We start from the raw sequence: 20,643 nt of genomic DNA on the forward strand, positions 1-20,643 counted from the left end.
TATATAAAAAACGAATAATGATTTTATTCTCATTACTCGTTTAATCGATGGTATCCAAATAAATTGTGAAAATAATTTCATTTTCTTCACTTTCTACATGAATGGTTCCTCCATGTAGTTCAACCATTTCTTTCGTAATTGGTAAACCTAGTCCTGTTCCCCCAGTTGTTGTTTGTCTTGCAGTATCAATGCGATAAAAAGGTTCAAAAATACGTGTCAGCTTTTCTTTAGGGATAGTTTTCCCACGATTCGTTAATTGAATACTGATTTTCTCATCAACAATATTTAAAGATAAGTGCAATCTTGTATTTTCATAACTATAATTAATCGCATTACGAATTAAATTATCAAATGCACGTTCCATTTTTTCTAAATCAATTAAACAATGCACCTCTTTTTGCAATGATAATTCCCAGGTTAATTGTTTTTCTTGCATCACAGGTAAAAATTCATAACTTAATTGTTCTAACATCACACTCAAATCGACTTCTTCTTTTTCCAAAGTCATTGAGGTTAAATTGAATCGAGTAATTTCAAAAAATTCACCAATCAATTGTTCTAAGCGCTCGGCTTTTTCTAAAGCAATATTAGTATAACGGGCACGCAAGTCCGTCGATAATTGTGGCTCTTCACGTAATAACGTTAAATACCCGATAACGCTAGTCAACGGTGTACGTAAGTCATGTGCTAAATAAACAATCAAATCATTTTTTCGTTGTTCAGCTTCTTTCGCTGCTCGCTGGTCCAATAAATTGCGTTCACGAATTTCATTCATTTCATTTTCTACATCAACTAAATTCGTCGATAAATGAATGGGGCGCTCTGGTTCTGTCACTAATTGATTCGTGGCTTGAATCGTTTCGTCCAGATAACCTAGGGCTTTTTTGATAAAATAAGTCGTCAGGATAATCCAAGCACCTAATCCATACACCACGATACTTGGATACAAAATGGCTTCAATGAATTTCAACAGTTCGTAAATAGGATCTCCATCATACCAGATACGAAAACGAGCGAAGTATTTAATAACCACAGGAACGATAATCATTGGAACGACCAGTACTATCAAACTTAAAAAGTACCTAGTCAATAAATTTTTAGCTAATTTACTTTGAATTTTCAATCATATAACCTACTCCCCAAACCGTTTTAATAAATTTTGGTTTTCGTGGTAATTCATGTAGTTTTTCTCGAAGTCGGGCGATATGTGCCATGACAGTATTGTTATTTTCTAAATATTTTTCTTGCCAAACTACTTCAAATAATTCTTCTGAAGTCACAACTTTTCCTTGCTGCTCAAAAAGATAGACTAAAATTTTAAACTCGATGGGTGTTAATTTAATTTCTTCTCCATATAACCAGCATTGATGACTTGCTGTTGAAACGATTAAGCCTTCTTTTTCAAATTCATCGATCGATTCTTGCTTTGATGAATTGTATCGTTGATAACGACGTAATTGTGTTTTAATACGCGCTACCACTTCTAAGGGGTTGAACGGTTTAGTAATATAATCATCTGCCCCTAAACTCAAGCCGGTAATCGTATCTATCGCTTCTCCTTTAGCCGTCAGCATTAATACTGGGAAAAAATATTCTTGACGAAGTTCTTGCAAAATCGAAAAACCATCTTTATCTGGTAACATCACATCTAATACTAGTAAGGAAACAGGATATTTTTTTATATAAGCAAGTGCATCCAGACCATTATAAAAAGTAACAACTTGATAGCCTTCATTTTGTAAAAACGTGGTTAATAAATTGGCAATTGCTTGCTCGTCATCGACTACTACTATTTTATCTGTCATTTTTTCACCTCATGTTTCTTCTCTAGGTCTATTATACATGAGGGCCGTTCATTTGATAGTACCGATTTTTCTCATTAGCCAAATGCCCAATAAGCAATTCCTTCTTGTTGAAACGTTTCGTCTGAAAATACTTGCTGATAATGATTTTTTTCAGGTGAATCATTCGGATCAAGTACTATGATTTGTCCTTGATTATTCATCATAAGTACCATAATATGACCCGTTGTTGTAAATGTTCCAGGATTAACAGAAACGATCACTGCCTTATGATTACTCGCTTGTTCTTTTGCTGCTTGGAAATCATTACCTAATGCTTGATAATTTACTTGATAATGCCTACTAAAATCTTCAAATATTTGCCATGATGTTCCTTGTCCAGCAACGAAATAATTATTTTGTGCCCAATCTAAAATATCTGTCGGTAAAACCTCTTTTCCTTGTACATAAGCTAATACCATCGCCAACGAAACAATTGCACAACCATTTGTTGCTAAATCATCTTGTTTTGAATCAAAACCATACGCAATATCGGCCCAACGTGGGTCTCTTTGTAAAAGTAACGGTATTTTTACGTTTAATTCTTGATTGGCTTGTTTTTGGAAAGCAATTAGCTCCTCTTTTTGATACGTTTGTTGCGTGGGCTTTTTCAAATAAAAATAACCAGCTCCTCCAATAATTAAAACAATTAACCAAATGATTGGCGTTTTTTTCTTTTTCATTTGTGCTCCTCCTCTACTTCTTTAGAATAACAAAGTTTTTTAGAAGAGTTATTGCTGTTTTGCTGTGATTTTCTCCGATTTTTATGATAAATTCTTACAAATTTATGACAAAAATACGCTAAATGGAACCCTTTTAGCTAACCTATCTCTCAATTTTTGTATTTTATAAGCCCAAGCGGATGATGTTTTATAAATCACAAAAGTATTAATCCCATTAAGAAAGGATAGTTTTATGTCAATCAGTAGGACAAGCGAATTTACTTGATGAGCTGGCTGATTTTATTCATTAGTTGAACCATTATGAAAATGCCTATGAAATTTAGAAGTCTACGGGAACTATCTAAAACTTGGATGACCGACTTGCTAAAAATGATAAAAATAATGAAGCACACTAAGTTTTGCGCTTAGTGTGCTTCGTTATTTTTAGGTAGCTGTCTTTTTATTAATAATTTTTCTGTCTCTACTAAATCTAATGGTCGACTATAATAAAAACCTTGAATTTCATCGACATCATTGATAACTAAACTGTCAAACTCTTCTTGTGTTTCTACGCCTTCTGCAACTACGTGTAAGCCTAAATCTTTTCCTAACTGAATTACTGTATGAACTAGCTTTTGTTCTTTAAAATTTTGAGAAATCCCTTGAATTAACGACTTATCAATTTTCAAAATATCTAAATCTAGTTTCAATAGATACGATAGTGAAGAATAGCCCGTCCCAAAGTCATCCAACGCAACTTTAATCCCATTTTTTTTCAAAATATCTAGGGCTACTTGAACCTGTAATTCATTGGTCATCAAAATGCTTTCAGTAATTTCAATTTGAATCCACGTTGTTTCAACATTAAATTCAGCTAAAATGTCTAAAAATTTTTCTGCAAAACATGGTTGCACAAATTGACAAGCCGATAAATTCACTGAAACAGGAATTGGTGTATAGCCTTTGTTCACCCAAAGTTTAATTTGTTTACATACTTGCCGTAAGACCCATTCGTTCAATTCACTAGACATGCCAATTTCTTCAGCAAGTGGAATAAATTCTCCCGGAGAAATACATCCTAGTGTAGGATGCTGCCAACGAATTAATGCTTCTAATCCGGTGACATAATCATTTTTAGGACAAACTTTAGGTTGATAAACAATATAAAATTGTTCATCATACGAAGCTTCTCTTAAATCGTTTTGAATTTGAAATAACCGCTGATCGGAACTGTCAATTAAACGCGTTGAAAATAGATAGGCATTTTTTCGTGTGTTTTTCACTTCATACATTGCTGCATCCGCGTTTTTCATCATATCATCTTTGGTTTCGCCTGACTCTGGAAAAATGGCCACCCCCACACTACACGTCATCCAAATGGTTAAGTTTTGAATGACAAAAGGTTCCTTAAATTGTTGTAGAAGTTTTTCTGCCGCTTGTTTTAGAGAAGCGATATTTTCTGTTTGATAGACAATCATCCCAAATTCATCGCCACCGATACGAGCAACTAGTCCTGTATCCCCCACAAATTCCATTAAACGTTGCGATACTTTAATTAATAATTGATCACCAATCGCATGTCCTTTCGTATCATTGATGTATTTAAAACTATCTAAATCAATAAATAAAATACCAAAATGTTGGCCATTTTTGTGAGCTTCTTCAATACAAGTCGTTAATTTATGGTCAAACATGCGTCGATTAGGGATTCCTGTTAAAGAATCCGAATTGGCTAACTGTTGAATTTTTTCCTCATTGTTTTTTTGGCTAGTTATATCATAGCGAATCGCCATATATTGAAAAATTTCGCCTTGTTCATCAAGCATCGGAACAATCGTGGCATCTGTCCAATAGTAAGAACCATCTTTTTTTCGGTTTTTTATTTCGCCATGCCAAGTTTTTCCTTGAAGAATCGTCTCCCACAGCTCTGTAAAAAATTCTTTCGGGTGATACTTAGAATTAAGAATTCTATGTGTATGCCCAATCAATTCATTTTTTTCATAACCAGACATTTCACAAGAATGCCTGTTTGCATAAGTAATTCTGCCAGCAGTGTCCGTAATAACTAAAATAACTGAATTATTCAATGCTTGATGAAGATAGGATAAATCATCCAACGTATGGAATAATTCTTGGTCTAATTGATCGGCTTCAATGATTGTTCCAAGAATCATCCATCCTTCATTTGTATCAATGCCATAACTAAATATAATTAAAGGTATTGTCCTACCATCATATCTATTGATAACTACTCGTTTATAACTTGCTCGTTTTTTCTTTGTCATTAATTTAGAAAAATAATGAGCAACCTCATTATTAATATAACGAGATAAAATTGAACGATAATCTTTTCCTTGAATTTGTTCAGCTTTTCCGTCAACTAATTCAAAAAAATGATTATCATAAAAATAAATATTCCCTTTTTGAATTCGAAAGACAATTTGTTTCATCTGTGCACACTCCAAGTTAATAATTTAATTATTATAACATGCAAAAATAAAATTTATAAATCATAATATATTAAAAACTACTGAGAAATAATTCATATCACCCAGTAGTTTCCTAAAAAATAATTATTTTACAATACAAAATCCTCGTCACGGATGATTCCTTCAATAACAATGTTGGTATCGCCAATTAAATTCAATGCTTGATCTGAAACTTCAACTTTTAAGACACCGCCTAACACATGTAAAACAACAGGATCTTGTTGAATCAGTTCTCTTTTTCTTAAAGCATAAGCGGTGGAACCTGAACCAGTACCACAAGCTAATGTGAAGTCTTCCACACCGCGTTCAAATGTGCGCACGATAACTTCTTGATTATCTAAATCGTAAAAATTAACATTGGCACCTTTTGGTAATTTTTCCCAAAAACGTAATTTTTTGGCTAATTCACGAAGTTCTGCCAATTCAGTTGTTCCTAAATTTGGATAATGAACCACTAAATGTGGAATACCCGGATTTCCAAGTTCAATGTAATCAATAACTAATTCTGGATTTTCTGAAAATTCACAATCAAATTCAACGGTTGTCGGTTCATTCAATTGAACTTTATACAAACGTTCATCCAAACGCCAAGCTTTGACATCGCCTGCAATGGTTTCAATGGTCATCTCTGCTTGTGCCAGACCTTTTTCATAAGCATATCGAGCAATACAACGTGCGCCATTCCCACACATTTCAGCTTCAGTGCCATCCGCATTGTAAAAACGCATGCGGAAATCGCCCCTATTTTCAGGAAAATCAACCGCCATCACCGCATCAGAACCTACAGAAATTCGATGTTGACAGACTCTTTTAGCTAACTCTGATAATTGTTCGCCAGAAAGATTTAATTCCATGTTGTTGATGACAATAAAATCATTTCCGGTACCTTGCATTTTATAAAATGGAATATTCATAAAGGTTCCTCTTTTCTTTACTTATTTAATTCTTGAATCAAATCGACATAGCAAGCAATCCCCTTGAGTAAATTTTTCTCATCAAACTGCATTTTGCCGCTGTGTAATGGATGAATATACCCTTTTTCTTCATTTCTAGTTCCTACAAAGAAAAATAGCCCTGGTACAACTTGTTGGTACATAGAAAAATCTTCTGCCAGCATATATGGAGGTGTTTCTTGATACGAATCCTTGGCTACTGTTTCAAGTGCAGTTACCATTGCTATGTCATTTTCTACTACCCGATACATATGATTAAACATCACTTCTGCCTCGCAATCATATCCATGAGCAATTTCTTTAGCCAGCGTCTCGATTCGTTCTGTCATTCGCTGATAAACTGCATCATCAAACGCTCGCATCGTGCCTTCTAAATGAACCTTTCCAGCAATAATATTCATTGCTTCGCCGCCGCTAATTTTTCCAAAAGTCAAAACGGCACTTTCCATCGGACTAATATTACGAGAAATAATACTATGCAAGCCTTGTATCACCGCCGCTGCTGCTAAAATAGCATCTGCGCCTTGTTGGGGTTGCGCTCCATGTGCGCTGCGACCTTTAATTGTAATCGCAACTTCACCATTGCGAGCCATCATCGCTCCTGGACGACACGCAATCACTCCTTCTGAAAAGTCAGGAAAGACGTGTAATCCTACAATTTGATCAATCTGATAGGTTTCAATTAAACCTGCGTCAATCATCAACTGAGCGCCTCCTGGACCCTCTTCTGCTGGTTGGAAGATTAAAATAAGCGTTCCTCGACGTTTTTCTGGATGTTCACTTAAATATTTCGCAAAGCCTAACATGGTCGCCATATGGCCATCATGACCACATGCATGCATTTTCCCAGGCGTTTTTGAAACAAAGTCGACACCTGTTTCTTCTGTGACTGGTAACGCATCGATATCTGTTCGAAAAGCAATGGTTTTACCGGGGATATCGCTACGTAAAACAGCGACTGTTCCTGTATGAATCATTGGATAAACTTCTGTAATGCCAAAAGAAGCTAATTTTTCACGTAGGTAATGGGCTGTTTGAATCTCTTCTAAGCCTAACTCAGGAATTTGATGCAATTCTCTGCGAAATTTCGTAACATCAGGTAATAAATCTTGAATTTCTTTGGTTATTTTCATAAAAAATCGCTTCTTTCATTAAAATAAGTGGTTTTTTTCATTATTTTTCAGTAAAAAAATCATAACAATTGATATGTGTTTATCATATAGTATATAATTCCAATATTCTACTCATAAATTTCCAAATCTACAAATTTTGTTTATGACTAGACCAATAATTAGACCTATTTATAAAATGAATCCGTCATTCTTTTTATAAGTATGCCTAATTAACTAAGAAGGAGGCGCAAAAAAACTTATGTCAGAATTACAATTTTCAGATCCTTATCAGTTAGCAAAATACATCAAAGATGCGACAAAACAAACGCCAGTTAAAGCTTACATCGATGGTGATTTAACAAATGTTTCAAGCGATACAGTCAAAATTTTTGGCAATATTGTAATTGGCGATGCGACAGACATCGAAACGTTCTTAAACGAAAATAAAGCTGTCATTAACGACTATTATTTAGAAAATGATCGTCGCAATTCTGCCGTACCAATGTTAGATATCACTAAGGTGGATGCACGTATTGAACCTGGTGCATTTATCCGCGATCAAGCGATTATTAACAAAAATGCGGTTGTAATGATGGGCGCTGTCATCAATATTGGGGCAGTTGTTGGAGAAGAAACCATGATTGATATGGGCGCAATTTTAGGTGCCCGTGCAACTGTTGGAAAACGTGCACACATCGGAGCAGGTGCTGTCTTAGCTGGCGTTTTAGAACCACCTTCAGCAAGCCCAGTCATTGTTGAAGACAATGTGTTGATTGGTGCCAATGCAGTTGTTTTAGAAGGTGTTAGAATTGGTGAAGGTGCGGTTGTTGCAGCCGGTTCAGTGGTCACAGAAGATGTTCCAGCTAATGCTGTAGTTGCCGGTTCACCAGCTAAAATCATCAAAATGAAAGATGATAAGACCTTAGCAAAAACAGAATTTTTAGACGATTTGCGCGGTTAACAATCATCAAAAACCATGGAGAACAGAAACATTCTCCATGGTTTTTTTAGTTTATGTTTATCTCTTTGACTCGATCAAGCATTTTGAACAATTAAATCAAATGTTTCTGGTGGACGTAAAAAGGTAAAATAATACTCTTCTACTGAATCCCAAAGTTGGTGCCATTCTAAATCATCGGTACCCTCTCGTTGATTATGTCTCTTATAACGCAAATCAGGTACCACATCAACAAGAATTTTCAACTGTCCCACTTCAAATAAATTCAAAAGCGAACTATAAATACCATCAAGTATAATAACTTGAGTAGGATTTACTTCTACGATTTCCGAAGACAACCCATCCCTATTTTCAAAAGAAAATGGATGATAATAGACCGTTTCTCCATTAATAAGTGGATATAAAACTTCTTTTTGTAAACGCGACCAATCAATACAACGACAGCACCTCTTTTCTAAGGAAGCTGTTTCCCATTCAGCATTAGAAATTGTTGCATCAAAAAAGTCATCGCAGTGAATAATTGTTGCATCCACTTGAGAAGCAACTTCTATTGCCAAGGTCGTTTTACCTGCACCGCTTCCTCCATCTAACGAAACCACTACTATTTTCTGATTGCTCAAACATTGACGAATTGCTTCTACAATGGCATCACTTGCTCTAAATGAGGAATTTAAAGGATTATTTTTTTTCAAGTGTATTCCTCCTTTTATTTACTTTATCATATTTCTTAAAGAAACACTAAACGCTTATAAAAACTTATAAATAATTATAAACGCTTGTAAATAATTTTATAACCTGTTACATTACTACTAAAGGAGGGAAAACATGTATCAAGAACAGCGACTTTCAAAAATATTAAGTTTATTAGATGAACACAAAGAACTTTCTAGTAAAGAGATGATGCATTATTTTAACGTCTCAAGAGATACCATTCGTAGGGATTTTACTATTTTAAGCGAAAGAAATTTAGTGAGAAGAACTCATGGAGGTATTATTCCTATTGAAAAAGATAATCAAATCCCCTCCTTTAACGATCGGATCAGTGAACTAACACAAGAAAAAAAAGCCATTGCTCAAAAAGCAACGACTTTTATCCAAGAAAATAACATCTATTTCTTTGATGTGTCTACAATTATTTTGAATGTAGCTCAATTAATTGATTCGCAAATAACCATTTATACACATTCATTAGACAATGCAATTGTATTAAGTCAACCTAAGAACCACACTGTTCATCTATTAGGAGGAAAATTTTATCCAAAAAATCGTTTTTATTATTCTCTAAATGAATCAGAACTTCTTCAAAAGACTAACTTTGACGTAGCTTTTTTTGGGGCAGCTGGCTTGAAAAATGGTGAAGTTAGTTTTGAAGATAGTGAAGATGCTTATTTGAAACAATTAGTAATGACACGTGCAAAAACAAAAATTTTATTAGCTGAACAAAAAAAATTTCAACAATCGTCCAATTATGCAATTGGCACAGTTAACGATTTCGATTATTTAATTACTGATGAAAAACCACAAAAACATCTTCAACAATTATTTTCAAAAGAAATAACAATAATTTATTAAAGGACGTGTGAACATGAACTCCCCAACAATTGAGTTAATTTTAAGTGATATTGATGGAACTATATTGGATGAACAACATCGCATTGACCAGAAATTACCGCAAACAATCCAACAGTTAAAAAAACAAGAGATTCCTTTTATTTTAGCCTCCGCTCGTTCTCCTCGAGGAATATTTCCCTTGGCAGAAGAACTGCAATTAGGTGATACCCCTATTGCTTGTTACAATGGTGCGCTTATTTTAGAAGGAAACGCCACTAACTATCAAACAATTACTGAACACGCATTACAATCAAATGATGTCGTCCTCATTCTAGATGTGATTAAAAGGAATTTCCCTCAAGTTTCCATTAGTTTATATTCCGGGATAGAATGGTTTGTTGATCGTACAGATAAGTGGACAGACATTGAAGCTGCTATCACCAAAGATTCACCAACTGTTCAGGATTTACAATTGTTTTTATTAGAAAATAATCAACCTATTCATAAGCTCTTACTAATCGAAGAATCTGCAATTATTCAAGAATTGCATAAATTTTTACAAAAACTGCCACTTAATGATACTTCATTCTATCTCTCAAAAGACAACTACTTGGAAGTCACTTCAAAAGAAGTCTCTAAAGAAAAAGCTTTGATTGACATTGCAAATTATTATCAAATTCCTCTAGCAAAAACAATGACATTAGGGGATAATTTCAATGATATTCCAATGTTAGAACTAGCTGGCTTAGGAATAGTAATGCAAAATGCACCACAAGAAGTTAAAAATAGTGCTGATATAGAAACTTTAAGTAATAATGATTATGGTGTTTCGTATGCTATTCATAAATACGTGTTGGCAAAAAAATGAACAGCAAAGATACACATAAATCAAAATAAATATATCCGAACGAATGAAAACAAGTACTTTTTCAATCGTTCGGATATTTTGTATCCTATTTATATTAGAATTTTTTATTTTTGTAATTCAACTAACATTGCTTGATAGCCTAATTCCTTGGCATAATCTTCAGCCGTTTTTCCATAGTTATCACGAAGCGTTTTATCAGCACCATAAACTAAAAGTTCTTTGACAATGTCTTGATAAATTTTTGAACCATCACGTAAAGCAACTGCTTCAATTAATGCTGTATAACCATAATTGTTTTGATGATCAATATTTACCGCCCCATCCTCTAATAAGAGCTTGACGTTATCTAAATGCCCTTTTTCAGCAGCCGGAATTAAGGCATTCCCTCCAAAACGATTATATATTTGCTGGTTTGGCTGACTATTTTCTAACATAAATGTCAAAATTTCTGTTTTTCCTTGTGCCCCTGCATATAAATAGGCGCTATCTTGAATATGGTCTTGGAGATTGACATCTGCACCTGCTTTAATCAATGCTTTGGCAATTTCTACTTGGTTATTGTGAGTCGCAATCAACAACGGGCTTTCACCTCGATCATTTTGCTCATTGATGGGATAATCCGCACTTGCTAAAATTGTTTTGACTTTTTCGCTGTCATTTGCTTCAACAGCTGTTAGTAAACTTCCTGCTTGATACATTTCAACACTCCTTTTCTCAATTTCTGTCGTTGATTCTGTGACTCTTTCGGTCGACTGAACGGTTGGACTTTCAACAACTGATGAGTCTGTTTCTTCAGTCATTGGTTTCGTTTGATTCATGCAACCGGTTAATACTAGTATACTCGTTAAAAGCAAATTTCGATAAATAGAATGCATGAAACTTCCTCCTTGATTTAAAACGTAAATTCTGGCGTGAAGTTACCTTGATAAGGCTCATGCTCAACAAAAATCTCAATTTCATTTCCAGCCTGATCTTTTCCTAAACGTTTATACGTAAATTTTTTATCATTTAATTCGGTAATTTCTAATACTGCACCATAGTTGTTTTCACCAATAGATACATGCGCTCGTAGCTTATTGTCTGCTAATACATCATAATAACCAAAATCTCCACGTGTTTCTCCTGTTTCTAAATCAAAAAATTCATATTGATTCGTAGTCACGTCAAATTTAGCCAAGCTGATAAATCCTTGGTTTTCATTTGTCACATCATTGCCATCCACGTCTAAAACTTTAGTGCCGTTCCATAATGTTTGACTAAGCAGTTCGTTACCAGGCATTTCAACGATTTCACCTGTTGTAGTTGTTAACGACTTACGTCCATTGGTAAATGTCAATTCCTCAGCAACAGGTACATGTTCTACAAAAACTTCAATATCATTACCTTCTTTGTCTTTCCCAAGGCGTTTATATGTGAAAAGATCCTCTGTTAACTCTGTAATTTCAACAACGGCTTGATAATTTAATGTTTCAGAAATCAGAATACGATGTTGGCCATCATTCGTAATGAAAAATGTTCCTTCATCTTCACGTGATTCTTTTTCTTTAGTAAAAAATTCATAAAAGCCAGTTTCTGCATCGTATTTTGCTAAACCAATAAAGTTTTGATTTTCTTGCGTTAAATCAGTTCCTTCTTTATCATAGACACGTGTTCCTTCCCAATTTGTGGCAGTAAGAAGGGCTGTTAAATTAGCACCTTTAGAAGATTGTTCTTCGAATGTTTCTGACGATTGACTCATACTGGTTGTTTCTGTAGTTGTTTGTTCATTTTGTGCACAACCTACCAGCAAAGTTCCTAAAGTAATCAGTGTCATCGCTACTATTTTTGTTTTCATTTTTTTGTCGCTCCTTTTATTTTAGTAACTCTATCCTAACAAGAAATGATAACGAGCAACTTTCCAAAAAATGAACAAAAAATAAACTATTCTGAATAACTATAACTTTTGCTTCCCTAAATTCCCTACTCAGTGTATGGTTACAGTACCTTAATTAAAAAGCAGGTGAACGGATGACCATCAAAAAACGTTTTTTATTTTCTTATTTAAGCGCAATTTTAATTACTGTAGGTTCTTTACTACTGATTTTTTCTTTCATTTCTTATACTACTTTGGGAGAAGTTCCTTCCATTTCAAAAATCTATCGGATTCTAACGACACAACGTCCTCTGACATCCGAAGAAAAAGAAAGTTATATGAAAATGAATCAGTTACTTCAAAAATCACCACAATTACTCGAAGAACCCTTTAATAATGAGTTACAAACACTCATTCAACAAATTGAACAAAAACAATTAAATGTTGTGATTCGAAAAAATCAAGCATTTACGTATTATTCTTCTCCTCTAGTTGAAAAATCATTGCACGCACATGCGCCTGCATTTGAATTGAACAATTTTGAACCCACAGGAACAATTGATAACAATGGACGTTTCTTCCATTATATCAAAAATGATTTCCAATATTTAGATGGTTCCAAAGGCAGCTTTATTATTTTGAAACGAGAAAGTACCCTCTTTGAATTTTTTATTCGTTGGGGTATCTGGGTTATTTTGATTATTTTCGGCATTGCTATTTTTGCTTTTTGGTTTATTAGTAAACAATTATCCAAAACAACCATTGAGCCCTTAATGACATTAGAAAAAAGTACACGACAACTTATACAAGGCAAAGAAATTTCGCCATTTAATACATTAACGAACCATCAATCGTCCAAAGAAGTCGAACAACTCCAACAAAGCTTTCAGACAATGTGGCTGGATTTGCAAGCGGCACAAACTGAACAGCAAAAAATTGAAGAAAATCGCAAAGAACTTATCGCCAATATTTCACACGATTTAAAAACACCGATGACTTCCATCATTGGATATGTTGAAGGGTTATTAGACGGTGTGGCAAATACGCCTGAAAAACGTGCGCATTATCTACAAACCATTCATGAAAAAAGCTTAACGCTGAATGACTTAATCGATGAACTCTTTTTATATTCCAAATTAGACTTGGAAGCCCTGGCATTTTCTTTTGAAAAAGTAAATATAATTACGTATATGACACACCTTTTAGAGGAGGGGCAACTTGAAGAGGTCATCGTCGTAACGGATTTTCCTAATCATCCTTTGTATGCGATGATTGATAGGACGCAATTTAATCGCGTCATTAGTAATCTCATTCAAAATAGTTTAAAATTTCAACACCCTGAACGACAATTACAACTAACCATGCGTATCCAACAAAGCAATGGGATTCAACTGATTTTTACAGATAACGGTCTAGGGATCACTCAAGAAGATTTACCACACGTGTTTGAACGTTCGTATCGCTCTGATAAAGCTCGAAGTTCTTCTATTAAAGGAAGTGGCTTAGGATTAAGTATTGTGAAACAAATTATTGACGCTCACCAAGGAATCATTGGGATTACTAGTCAACTAAACGAAGAAACCACTATCACGATTCATTTACCGTTTGCAAAGGAGTTTTACCATGAATAAAATTTTGATTATTGAAGACGATGCTAGTATTGCCAATCTACAAAAAGATTATTTAGAAATTAATCAAATGGACGTGACCATTGAAAACGATGGGCAGCTTGGCTTAGAAACTGCCTTAACCAATTCCTTTGACTTAATTATCGTTGACGTTATGTTGCCAAATTTGGATGGCTTCGAAATTTGTAAAAAAATTCGGGCGAATACCCAGATTCCAATCATGATTGTTTCTGCAAAAAAAGAAGACTTTGATAAAGTACGCGGACTAGGCTTAGGCGCAAATGATTATCTCGTTAAACCATTCAGCCCGAATGAATTAGTCGCACGTGTCAAAGCCCATATCAGTCGCTATCAGTCCTTACAACCGCAAACAGCGAATCATTTAATCATTGAAACACCAGATTTACGTATTGATAAAGCAGCTCATAAAGTCTGGGCGCTTGAACAGGAAGTTTTTTTGACTCATAAAGAATTTAATTTGCTCGTTTTTCTAGCAGAACATCCCAATCGCGTATGGCGAAAAGAAGAATTGTTTGAAACACTGTGGGGCTTTGATTCGCTTGATACGGAAATGGCAACAGTTGTTGTACATATCAAACGAATTCGTGAGAAATTGAAGAAAGCTAATCTCGCAAATTCACCTATTGAAACAATTTGGGGTAGCGGTTATCGCTTTAATTTGTAAAAAAATAAACCACCTAAACAGACATCGTTTGGGTGGTTTATTTCACTAATAAATAGCTAACGGACCATATGGACCTTCAATAACATCAATTTTAGTTTCAAAAATATCTGTTAATATTTCCGACTTCATTACTTCTGTTACTGTTCCGTTAGCGGCAATTTGACCATTTTTCATTGCGCAAATTCGATCTGAATATTTCGCTGCAAAGTTTATATCGTGCATAACTGTCAACACCGTTCGCCCTAGCTGATCCACAACTTCTCGTAAATAATTCATCATCTGTACTGAACGAGCAACGTCTAAATTATTGAGAGGTTCATCCAGTAAAACATATTCTGTTTCTTGACATAATACCATCGCAACATACGCCATTTGTCTCTGCCCACCAGAAAGTTCGTCAAGATAACGATTTTCTAGCGCTGTTAAGTTCAAGAAATCAATATATTTAGATATGATTTGTTCATCTGATTTCGTTAGTCTTCCTTTTGAATAAGGAAAACGTCCAAAACTGACTAATTGTCTCACGGTTAATCGCGTGATGAAGTGATTTTCTTGTCGCAAAATAGTCAATATTTTGGCTAAATCTTTCGAATTGGAAGAAGAAATATCCATGTTGGCGATTTGAATTTGTCCCTCATCCATCTTTAAAAGTCGTCCAATCATTAATAATGTCGTGGATTTCCCTGCGCCATTCGGACCTATTAAAGACGTCAAGCAAGATGTAGAAATATCAAGATTTAATGGTCCTATCTTCACTTCTTCTGTATATGTTTTTTTTACATTGTTCATTTTTATCATAATGATCGCTTCCTTAACACTACTATTAAAAAGATAATGCCCCCGAATAATTCAATAATGACTGAAACAACTCCTTGAGCATTGAATATATGGTACATAAAAAAATAAGCACTCGTTATTATCAAAAAGCCAATCGCCATCGCCATTAAAAACAAATGTTTATGATCGTAAGTAGGCGTGACTTGGTAACTTAACGTTGCGACTAAAAATCCAAAAAAAGTAATTGGACCAATTAAAGCCGTTGAAATAGACATTAAAATGGCCACCAGTACCAAAACATAAATCAAATTTAATTGGTAATTCACGCCTAATGAAACAGATACATCTTTTCCAAGAGATAATAAGTTCAATTTTTTTGCTTGTAAAAAAAATAATACAGTAATCAAAATGACTACTGGTATAACAATTGGAAAGTAGCTAGACTCTGCATTGTTCACTGAACCAAATAAACGGGACTGTAATAAATCAAATTCAGAAGGAGCTAAAAGACGGCGCATAAAACTTGATACAGAGCTCAATCCTACACCAATGATAATCCCTACTAGAAGCATTAATTGTAAATTACCGTATTTCCCTGACAATAACCATCCATACAGTAATAAACTTAATAGCACCATCATAAAAACTTGAAAGATAAAAACACCGATTCCTTTAAAATTAATTAAAGCTGTTGCGCCAAACAAAAAAATGACACTGGTATTAATTGTAGAATAGAGTGCTTCAAATCCTAAAAGCGATGGCGTGATAATCCGATTATTAGTGACAGATTGAAATGTTACTGTCGACAAACTATGACAAACAGCCGCTATCAGCATAGCGATTAGCGCCACGATTCTTCTTTTCACAATAGGAACAAATGACGGTGAATGAATAGGAACAGGATTATTAAAAACCAATAATCCATAGGAAGCAAACAATCCTAAAGCAATAAAAATTAATAGCCATATCCAATATCGTTTTTGTTCTTTTTTTGTACGAAAAACTGAAGATGAGCGATTTTCTAGTGTTTTGTTTTTTTCCATTAACTCAAATCAGCTCCTTAACTTTCGTTGACTAAATAATATAACGATAAATAAAATGGCGCCTACTGTTCCTAAAATTAGTGATACTGGTACTTCAAAAGGCATGATAATTGTTCGAGAGATGATGTCGCAAATAATGATTGTTGCCATTCCTATCAGACAAACCCACGGTAAGTTACTTCTTAAATCATCGCCTCGAAACATCGAGACAATATTAGGTACGATTAAGCCTAAAAATGGCAAATTTCCAATTACAGCAGCCACAATTCCCACTGTAAAAGAAATCAATAATGTTCCTACAAGAATAATCCCATTATAATTCGCGCCCAAATTCGTAGTAATATCTTCACCTAACCCCGCTAAAGTTAATTGATTTGCAAAAAGGTAAATTAAACCAGCCGCTAAGACAATTAACCATAGATATTCATACCTACCAATTTGAACAGCTGCAAAAGAACCGATATACCATGTTTCAATATTTTGTGTCATTTGAAACAATAAACCAATAAAAGTTGAAATAGCAGAGATTACGCCTTTTAACATCATACCAATAATAGGTACGATTAAAGACGAGCGTAGTTTCACGCGTCGTAAAAATAAAAAGAAAACCATTGTTCCTATAAAAGAAAAAATGATTGCTCCAGTCATTCGCAAGACTAAACTAGGAGAAGGAAACAACAAATAAACCAATAACAAGCCTAGACCTGACCACTCAATTGTCCCAGTTGTTGTTGGCTCAACAAAACGATTTTGTGTCAGCAACTGCATAACTAAACCCGAAATCGCCATTGCTGCTCCTGTCAGCATTAATGCAAAAGTTCTTGGTACTCTTGTAATAAAGAACATGTCTAAGCCATCTTCTTGTCCACGAATGTCATAAACTCCTGTAAATAAAGACACTACTGCTAATCCTAGAACTGCAATCAAAGTTAAAATAAAAGATTTTGTCCATAATTTCCTAGGATGATAAAACTGGGGTTGAGAGAAACTCTCAACCCTAGTAAATTTATTTTTTGACACTTTGATACTCTCCTTTACACTACTTCGCTAAAGTAGTTGCAAGATTTTCAAACAATTCTAAATAAGTTTGAATAGATTCATTTGTATAAGTATCTGCCGGTGCATAAACGATTTGTTTTTCAGTAATAGCGGTTGTATTTTGAAGTGCAGGTGATTCATCAATCACATCTTGTGCGGGTACTGATTCACTTGCTTCAGACGTTGCAGCATCTCGATCTAAGACAAAAATCCAATCTGGGTTGCTTTGAGCAATAGCTTCAACTGAAACTTCGTCACCTTGATGATCAGAAGTCGAACCATCTGCTTCTAATGCTGGTATCCAACCAAAGATTTCATACATTGGACCCCAAACACGACCAGAGTGTGGTGCAGAAAATCCAATATTTCCACCACTCACAATTACACTCATTATAGTATCAGTTCCGTTATAAGCATCCTTTGCTTTGGCAATAGCCTCGTCAAAATCAGCATTCAATTGTGTTGCTTCTGCTTCTTTATCAAAAATCTGTCCTAAACTCACCGTTGCATCTTTTAAGCCGTTTACTAAATTTTCTCCAGGTTTATCTGCTTCTTCAGATACATCAAAGGTTAAATCAATCACCGTTGCATTCGGAACTAATTCTTTGATTTCTTCATAATATCCAGCAAATCTTTGACCAACAATTACTAAGTCTGGTTCAGCAGCAGCTAAGATTTCTAAGTTTGGTTCACGATGATTACCAATATTTTGAACAGCTTCATCACTGACATAAGGCGAATCTGCATACATAACATCTTTAGGAGCCGCAGCTAACTCAATTCCCCAATCTGATAATGTTTCAAAAGTTCTATTATCCAATGAAATGACTGTTTCAGGATTGACAGGAACCGTAACTGTTCCATGAGCATCCGTAATTTCGACAGTCTTATTGGTATTTTCTGATGTTTCAACAACCGCGCTTGAACTTGATGCCTTGCTTGTGTCGCTTTTTGTATCATTTGTATTTGTACAAGCTGCTAATACTAAAACAGATAATAACCCCATTACTTTTAAACCCAAACTTTTTTTCATAGACATTCTCCTCAACTTTCTATCTATACTTGTGAACGAACACAACAATCACTGATAGTGATAATCATTTTCATTTAGTATAATTAAAAGTATAATCGGTAATTCTGTGAAAATCTTGTGAGACAAACAATCAATAAAAAAAGAGAAATAGTCCATTTCTCTAAATCTGTTCAAGCATGGCATAGCCACGACCATGAACTGTTTGAATATAGCGATTGCTTTTTTCGCAATTGATCTTTTTCCTTAAATAGCCAACGTATAAATCAACAACATTCGGATTGACAACAACTTCATATCCCCATACTTGATTTAAAATTAATTCTCGACTTAAGATACTATTTTTATTTTTTATTAGAAACAATAGCAATTCATATTCTCGCTGTGTCAATGAAAGATTTTCGCCATTTTTTATCGCTAAATTACGTGCTTCATCAATAAATATATCCCTAAAATAATAAAAGTTTGTAGTGTTCAAATTTGCAAAATTTCCTCTACGTAAAATCACTTTTATTCGTTCAATTAATTCTTCTATTACAAAGGGTTTTCTTATGTAATCATCGGCACCTGCTTGCAAGCCAGCAATACAATCCTGACTTGAAACATTATCAGTTAAAATAATTACTGGAATCATGGTACTCATTCGAATCTGTCTACAAATTTCTGGTCCAGGTATACTTAAGTCATCCCAATCCAGAATAATAATATCCCAATGTTGTTCAAAAACTATACGTAACCCCTCATTTTCATTATGTAACGTTAAATCAAAACAGCCTTCTTGCGACAAACCACTAACAATTTTCTTTGAAATAGAACGCTCATTCTTGATAACTAATACCCTCTTCATCTCATTTCCTTTCTATCATCTATTTATTATACACTCTTATCATAACCAACAATAAATCGACAGACAACATTTATGTTTTAGTAAAAACTATTGAAAATCTATGTGCGATTGCCTTTTCTAAATTTCAACTTGACATTTTTAAGTAACACCTACTATTATAGACAAATAGAGTCTTTAATCTAAACAAGAGACATTCTCTTGTTTTTTATTTTTAAAATAAAAGATATAAAATGTCTTTTATATCTTCTTGGAGGTGTAAAATGAAAAAAATTGCAATTATCGGCGGTTATGGTCAAGTCGGTAGCGTTATTGTGCAACAGCTGATTCATCATGGAAAACAAAATCTTTTAATCATGGGAAGAAATCAAAAGAAAATGACTTATTTTGCACAATCTTTACCTATTGCTATTGAAACTCGACAAATTGATTTGAACCAGTCCATTGATGATACCCAGTTAGCGGATATCCAGATGGTGATTGTTTGTCTTGATCAAAAAAAGACTCGTTTTATTCAACAATGTCAAAGACTAGGAATTGATTATTTAGATATTACTGCTAACAGTATTTTTCTAAAAAAAGTTGATCAGTTACCTAGCCCTTTCTCTCGTACATTAACAGGAATTGGCTTAGCACCAGGAATTACCAATTTAGCTGTAGCAGATTATTTAGCGACGTACGAAAATACAAAATCAGTTGATATTGATATTTTATTAGGCATTGGTGATCAGCATGGACAAGCAGCTATTGATTGGACCTTTTCACAGTTAACAAGTTCTTATAGCCTCCCTCATTACCAAAAACCAGTGTCTAATTTTACAATAGGAAAAAATGCAACATTTGGACCGCGCTATGGAAAAAAAACAACCTATAATTTTGATTTTGCTGACCAACATCTTTTAGCACTAAATGATTCTACTCGTCATTATACGACCTACTTAGGGTTTGATGTAAGCTGGATAACCAAAAGTTTAGCTCTTTTAAAAAAGACGAAACTTGCAACAATTTTAAAAAATAAACAAGTCTTAGATTTCTTGGCTTTAACCATGAGAAAAGGAATAATCGGGAGTAATGAATTCGTAGTAAAAATTTCTAGTCCTCAAGAAATGCCTTCCAAAATGATTGTTGTTTACGGAAAAGAAGAAGCAAAAATAACTGGCGAAATTGCAACATTAATGGTTCTTAAACTTCTAGACTCATCTGTGCCTGCAGGAAACTATTTAATCAATGAATTGACTACCTTAAATGAAGTAGTCACTAAGTTACCTCGACTCACTTATGAGGCATATTGAAACCATACTAAGATTAGCGG

20 protein-coding genes are annotated in these 20,643 nt (G+C 34.3%); 6 read left to right on the forward strand and 14 right to left on the reverse strand.

Features of this window, described 5'->3' with window-relative positions; translation table 11 throughout:
• Window positions 1-40: 40 nt before the first annotated feature.
• The 6 genes from vanS to DOK78_RS12540 form a co-directional block, all read right to left on the reverse strand.
• On the reverse strand, window positions 41-1,123 hold the full coding sequence (gene vanS / locus DOK78_RS12515) for a vancomycin resistance histidine kinase VanS (RefSeq protein ID WP_207872046.1): 1,083 nt from the start codon (window positions 1,121-1,123) through the stop codon (window positions 41-43).
• A complete protein-coding gene (gene vanR, locus DOK78_RS12520) occupies window positions 1,107-1,805 on the reverse strand; it encodes a VanR-ABDEGLN family response regulator transcription factor (RefSeq protein ID WP_207872043.1) in 699 nt (232 codons plus the stop codon). Before vanR ends, vanS begins: the two co-directional genes overlap by 17 nt.
• Before the next feature lie 74 nt (window positions 1,806-1,879).
• The gene (locus DOK78_RS12525; protein ID WP_207872039.1) at window positions 1,880-2,524 is read right to left on the reverse strand and encodes a C39 family peptidase; all 645 of its coding nucleotides are present in this window, start codon (window positions 2,522-2,524) and stop codon (window positions 1,880-1,882) included.
• 404 nt (window positions 2,525-2,928) lie between these two features.
• On the reverse strand, window positions 2,929-4,953 hold the full coding sequence (locus tag DOK78_RS12530; RefSeq protein WP_207872035.1) for a putative bifunctional diguanylate cyclase/phosphodiesterase: 2,025 nt from the start codon (window positions 4,951-4,953) through the stop codon (window positions 2,929-2,931).
• Window positions 4,954-5,081: 128 nt separating this feature from the next.
• On the reverse strand, window positions 5,082-5,906 hold the full coding sequence (gene dapF, locus DOK78_RS12535) for a diaminopimelate epimerase (protein WP_207872032.1): 825 nt from the start codon (window positions 5,904-5,906) through the stop codon (window positions 5,082-5,084).
• A 17-nt stretch (window positions 5,907-5,923) separates the two neighbouring features.
• Window positions 5,924-7,078, reverse strand: a complete 1,155-nt coding sequence (locus DOK78_RS12540) for a M20 metallopeptidase family protein (protein WP_207872029.1) — start codon at window positions 7,076-7,078, stop codon at window positions 5,924-5,926.
• Window positions 7,079-7,316: 238 nt separating this feature from the next.
• Between DOK78_RS12540 and dapD the strand changes: the two genes are divergently transcribed.
• Window positions 7,317-8,018 carry a 2,3,4,5-tetrahydropyridine-2,6-dicarboxylate N-acetyltransferase gene (dapD, locus tag DOK78_RS12545; RefSeq protein WP_207872027.1) on the forward strand — a complete coding sequence of 234 codons (702 nt, stop codon included), beginning with the start codon at window positions 7,317-7,319 and terminating at the stop codon, window positions 8,016-8,018.
• Window positions 8,019-8,092: 74 nt separating this feature from the next.
• Here the strand turns inward: dapD and DOK78_RS12550 are convergent, their stop codons facing one another.
• Window positions 8,093-8,707 (reverse strand): uridine kinase family protein, encoded by a 615-nt coding sequence (locus DOK78_RS12550; protein WP_207872025.1) that lies wholly within the window; start codon window positions 8,705-8,707, stop codon window positions 8,093-8,095.
• A gap of 133 nt (window positions 8,708-8,840) precedes the next feature.
• Here DOK78_RS12550 and DOK78_RS12555 point away from each other — a divergent pair, with 133 nt between their 5' ends.
• Both DOK78_RS12555 and DOK78_RS12560 read left to right on the forward strand, forming a co-directional pair.
• Window positions 8,841-9,587: a DeoR/GlpR family DNA-binding transcription regulator gene (locus tag DOK78_RS12555; RefSeq protein ID WP_207872022.1), complete on the forward strand. Its 747-nt coding sequence runs from the start codon at window positions 8,841-8,843 to the stop codon at window positions 9,585-9,587.
• A 13-nt stretch (window positions 9,588-9,600) separates the two neighbouring features.
• Complete coding sequence (locus DOK78_RS12560) at window positions 9,601-10,434, forward strand: HAD family hydrolase (protein WP_207872019.1); 834 nt, start codon at window positions 9,601-9,603, stop codon at window positions 10,432-10,434.
• A gap of 104 nt (window positions 10,435-10,538) precedes the next feature.
• On the opposite strand, the gene DOK78_RS12565 is transcribed toward DOK78_RS12560, so the two are convergent.
• Together DOK78_RS12565 and DOK78_RS12570 are read right to left on the reverse strand one after the other, a co-directional pair.
• A complete protein-coding gene (locus DOK78_RS12565; protein WP_207872016.1) occupies window positions 10,539-11,309 on the reverse strand; it encodes an ankyrin repeat domain-containing protein in 771 nt (256 codons plus the stop codon).
• A gap of 17 nt (window positions 11,310-11,326) precedes the next feature.
• Entirely contained in the window at window positions 11,327-12,268 is a 942-nt protein-coding gene (locus tag DOK78_RS12570) for a DUF4822 domain-containing protein (protein WP_207872013.1), read from the reverse strand.
• A gap of 173 nt (window positions 12,269-12,441) precedes the next feature.
• On the opposite strand from DOK78_RS12570, the gene DOK78_RS12575 reads away from it, so the two are divergent.
• Entirely contained in the window at window positions 12,442-13,917 is a 1,476-nt protein-coding gene (locus tag DOK78_RS12575) for a sensor histidine kinase (protein WP_207872010.1), read from the forward strand.
• Window positions 13,910-14,599: a response regulator transcription factor gene (locus DOK78_RS12580; protein ID WP_207872008.1), complete on the forward strand. Its 690-nt coding sequence runs from the start codon at window positions 13,910-13,912 to the stop codon at window positions 14,597-14,599. The genes DOK78_RS12575 and DOK78_RS12580 overlap by 8 nt, the downstream gene beginning before the upstream one ends.
• A gap of 45 nt (window positions 14,600-14,644) precedes the next feature.
• Here the strand turns inward: DOK78_RS12580 and DOK78_RS12585 are convergent, their stop codons facing one another.
• From DOK78_RS12585 to DOK78_RS12605, 5 genes are all read right to left on the reverse strand, one after another.
• Window positions 14,645-15,397, reverse strand: coding sequence for an ABC transporter ATP-binding protein (locus DOK78_RS12585; protein WP_207872004.1), 753 nt, complete (start codon window positions 15,395-15,397; stop codon window positions 14,645-14,647).
• Window positions 15,394-16,419, reverse strand: a complete 1,026-nt coding sequence (locus tag DOK78_RS12590) for an iron chelate uptake ABC transporter family permease subunit (protein ID WP_243430396.1) — start codon at window positions 16,417-16,419, stop codon at window positions 15,394-15,396. Before DOK78_RS12590 ends, DOK78_RS12585 begins: the two co-directional genes overlap by 4 nt.
• Window positions 16,420-16,428: 9 nt before the next feature.
• Window positions 16,429-17,439, reverse strand: a complete 1,011-nt coding sequence (locus tag DOK78_RS12595) for an iron chelate uptake ABC transporter family permease subunit (protein ID WP_207872001.1) — start codon at window positions 17,437-17,439, stop codon at window positions 16,429-16,431.
• A 19-nt stretch (window positions 17,440-17,458) separates the two neighbouring features.
• Window positions 17,459-18,490: a siderophore ABC transporter substrate-binding protein gene (locus tag DOK78_RS12600; RefSeq protein WP_243430395.1), complete on the reverse strand. Its 1,032-nt coding sequence runs from the start codon at window positions 18,488-18,490 to the stop codon at window positions 17,459-17,461.
• 160 nt (window positions 18,491-18,650) lie between these two features.
• On the reverse strand, window positions 18,651-19,334 hold the full coding sequence (locus tag DOK78_RS12605; RefSeq protein WP_207871997.1) for a response regulator transcription factor: 684 nt from the start codon (window positions 19,332-19,334) through the stop codon (window positions 18,651-18,653).
• A 260-nt stretch (window positions 19,335-19,594) separates the two neighbouring features.
• Between DOK78_RS12605 and DOK78_RS12610 the strand changes: the two genes are divergently transcribed.
• A complete protein-coding gene (locus DOK78_RS12610) occupies window positions 19,595-20,623 on the forward strand; it encodes a saccharopine dehydrogenase NADP-binding domain-containing protein (protein WP_207871994.1) in 1,029 nt (342 codons plus the stop codon).
• The last annotated feature ends 20 nt before the right edge of the window (window positions 20,624-20,643 follow it).

Origin of the sequence: Enterococcus sp. DIV2402 (assembly GCF_017426705.2) — a bacterium.
GTDB classification, from domain to species: domain Bacteria; phylum Bacillota; class Bacilli; order Lactobacillales; family Enterococcaceae; genus Enterococcus_F; species Enterococcus_F lowellii.

Bases quoted from the DNA above. Each gene is read 5' to 3' on its own strand.
- vanR (WP_207872043.1), bottom strand. From the start codon at position 1,805: ATGACAGATAAAATAGTAGTAGTCGATGACGAGCAAGCAATTGCCAAT.
- DOK78_RS12525 (WP_207872039.1), bottom strand. From the start codon at position 2,524: ATGAAAAAGAAAAAAACGCCAATCATTTGGTTAATTGTTTTAATTATT.
- DOK78_RS12530 (WP_207872035.1), bottom strand. From the start codon at position 4,953: ATGAAACAAATTGTCTTTCGAATTCAAAAAGGGAATATTTATTTTTAT.
- dapF (WP_207872032.1), bottom strand. From the start codon at position 5,906: ATGAATATTCCATTTTATAAAATGCAAGGTACCGGAAATGATTTTATT.
- DOK78_RS12540 (WP_207872029.1), bottom strand. From the start codon at position 7,078: ATGAAAATAACCAAAGAAATTCAAGATTTATTACCTGATGTTACGAAA.
- dapD (WP_207872027.1), top strand. From the start codon at position 7,317: ATGTCAGAATTACAATTTTCAGATCCTTATCAGTTAGCAAAATACATC.
- DOK78_RS12555 (WP_207872022.1), top strand. From the start codon at position 8,841: ATGTATCAAGAACAGCGACTTTCAAAAATATTAAGTTTATTAGATGAA.
- DOK78_RS12560 (WP_207872019.1), top strand. From the start codon at position 9,601: ATGAACTCCCCAACAATTGAGTTAATTTTAAGTGATATTGATGGAACT.
- DOK78_RS12565 (WP_207872016.1), bottom strand. From the start codon at position 11,309: ATGCATTCTATTTATCGAAATTTGCTTTTAACGAGTATACTAGTATTA.
- DOK78_RS12570 (WP_207872013.1), bottom strand. From the start codon at position 12,268: ATGAAAACAAAAATAGTAGCGATGACACTGATTACTTTAGGAACTTTG.
- DOK78_RS12575 (WP_207872010.1), top strand. From the start codon at position 12,442: ATGACCATCAAAAAACGTTTTTTATTTTCTTATTTAAGCGCAATTTTA.
- DOK78_RS12580 (WP_207872008.1), top strand. From the start codon at position 13,910: ATGAATAAAATTTTGATTATTGAAGACGATGCTAGTATTGCCAATCTA.
- DOK78_RS12585 (WP_207872004.1), bottom strand. From the start codon at position 15,397: ATGATAAAAATGAACAATGTAAAAAAAACATATACAGAAGAAGTGAAG.
- DOK78_RS12590 (WP_243430396.1), bottom strand. From the start codon at position 16,419: ATGGAAAAAAACAAAACACTAGAAAATCGCTCATCTTCAGTTTTTCGT.
- DOK78_RS12600 (WP_243430395.1), bottom strand. From the start codon at position 18,490: ATGAAAAAAAGTTTGGGTTTAAAAGTAATGGGGTTATTATCTGTTTTA.
- DOK78_RS12605 (WP_207871997.1), bottom strand. From the start codon at position 19,334: ATGAAGAGGGTATTAGTTATCAAGAATGAGCGTTCTATTTCAAAGAAA.
- DOK78_RS12610 (WP_207871994.1), top strand. From the start codon at position 19,595: ATGAAAAAAATTGCAATTATCGGCGGTTATGGTCAAGTCGGTAGCGTT.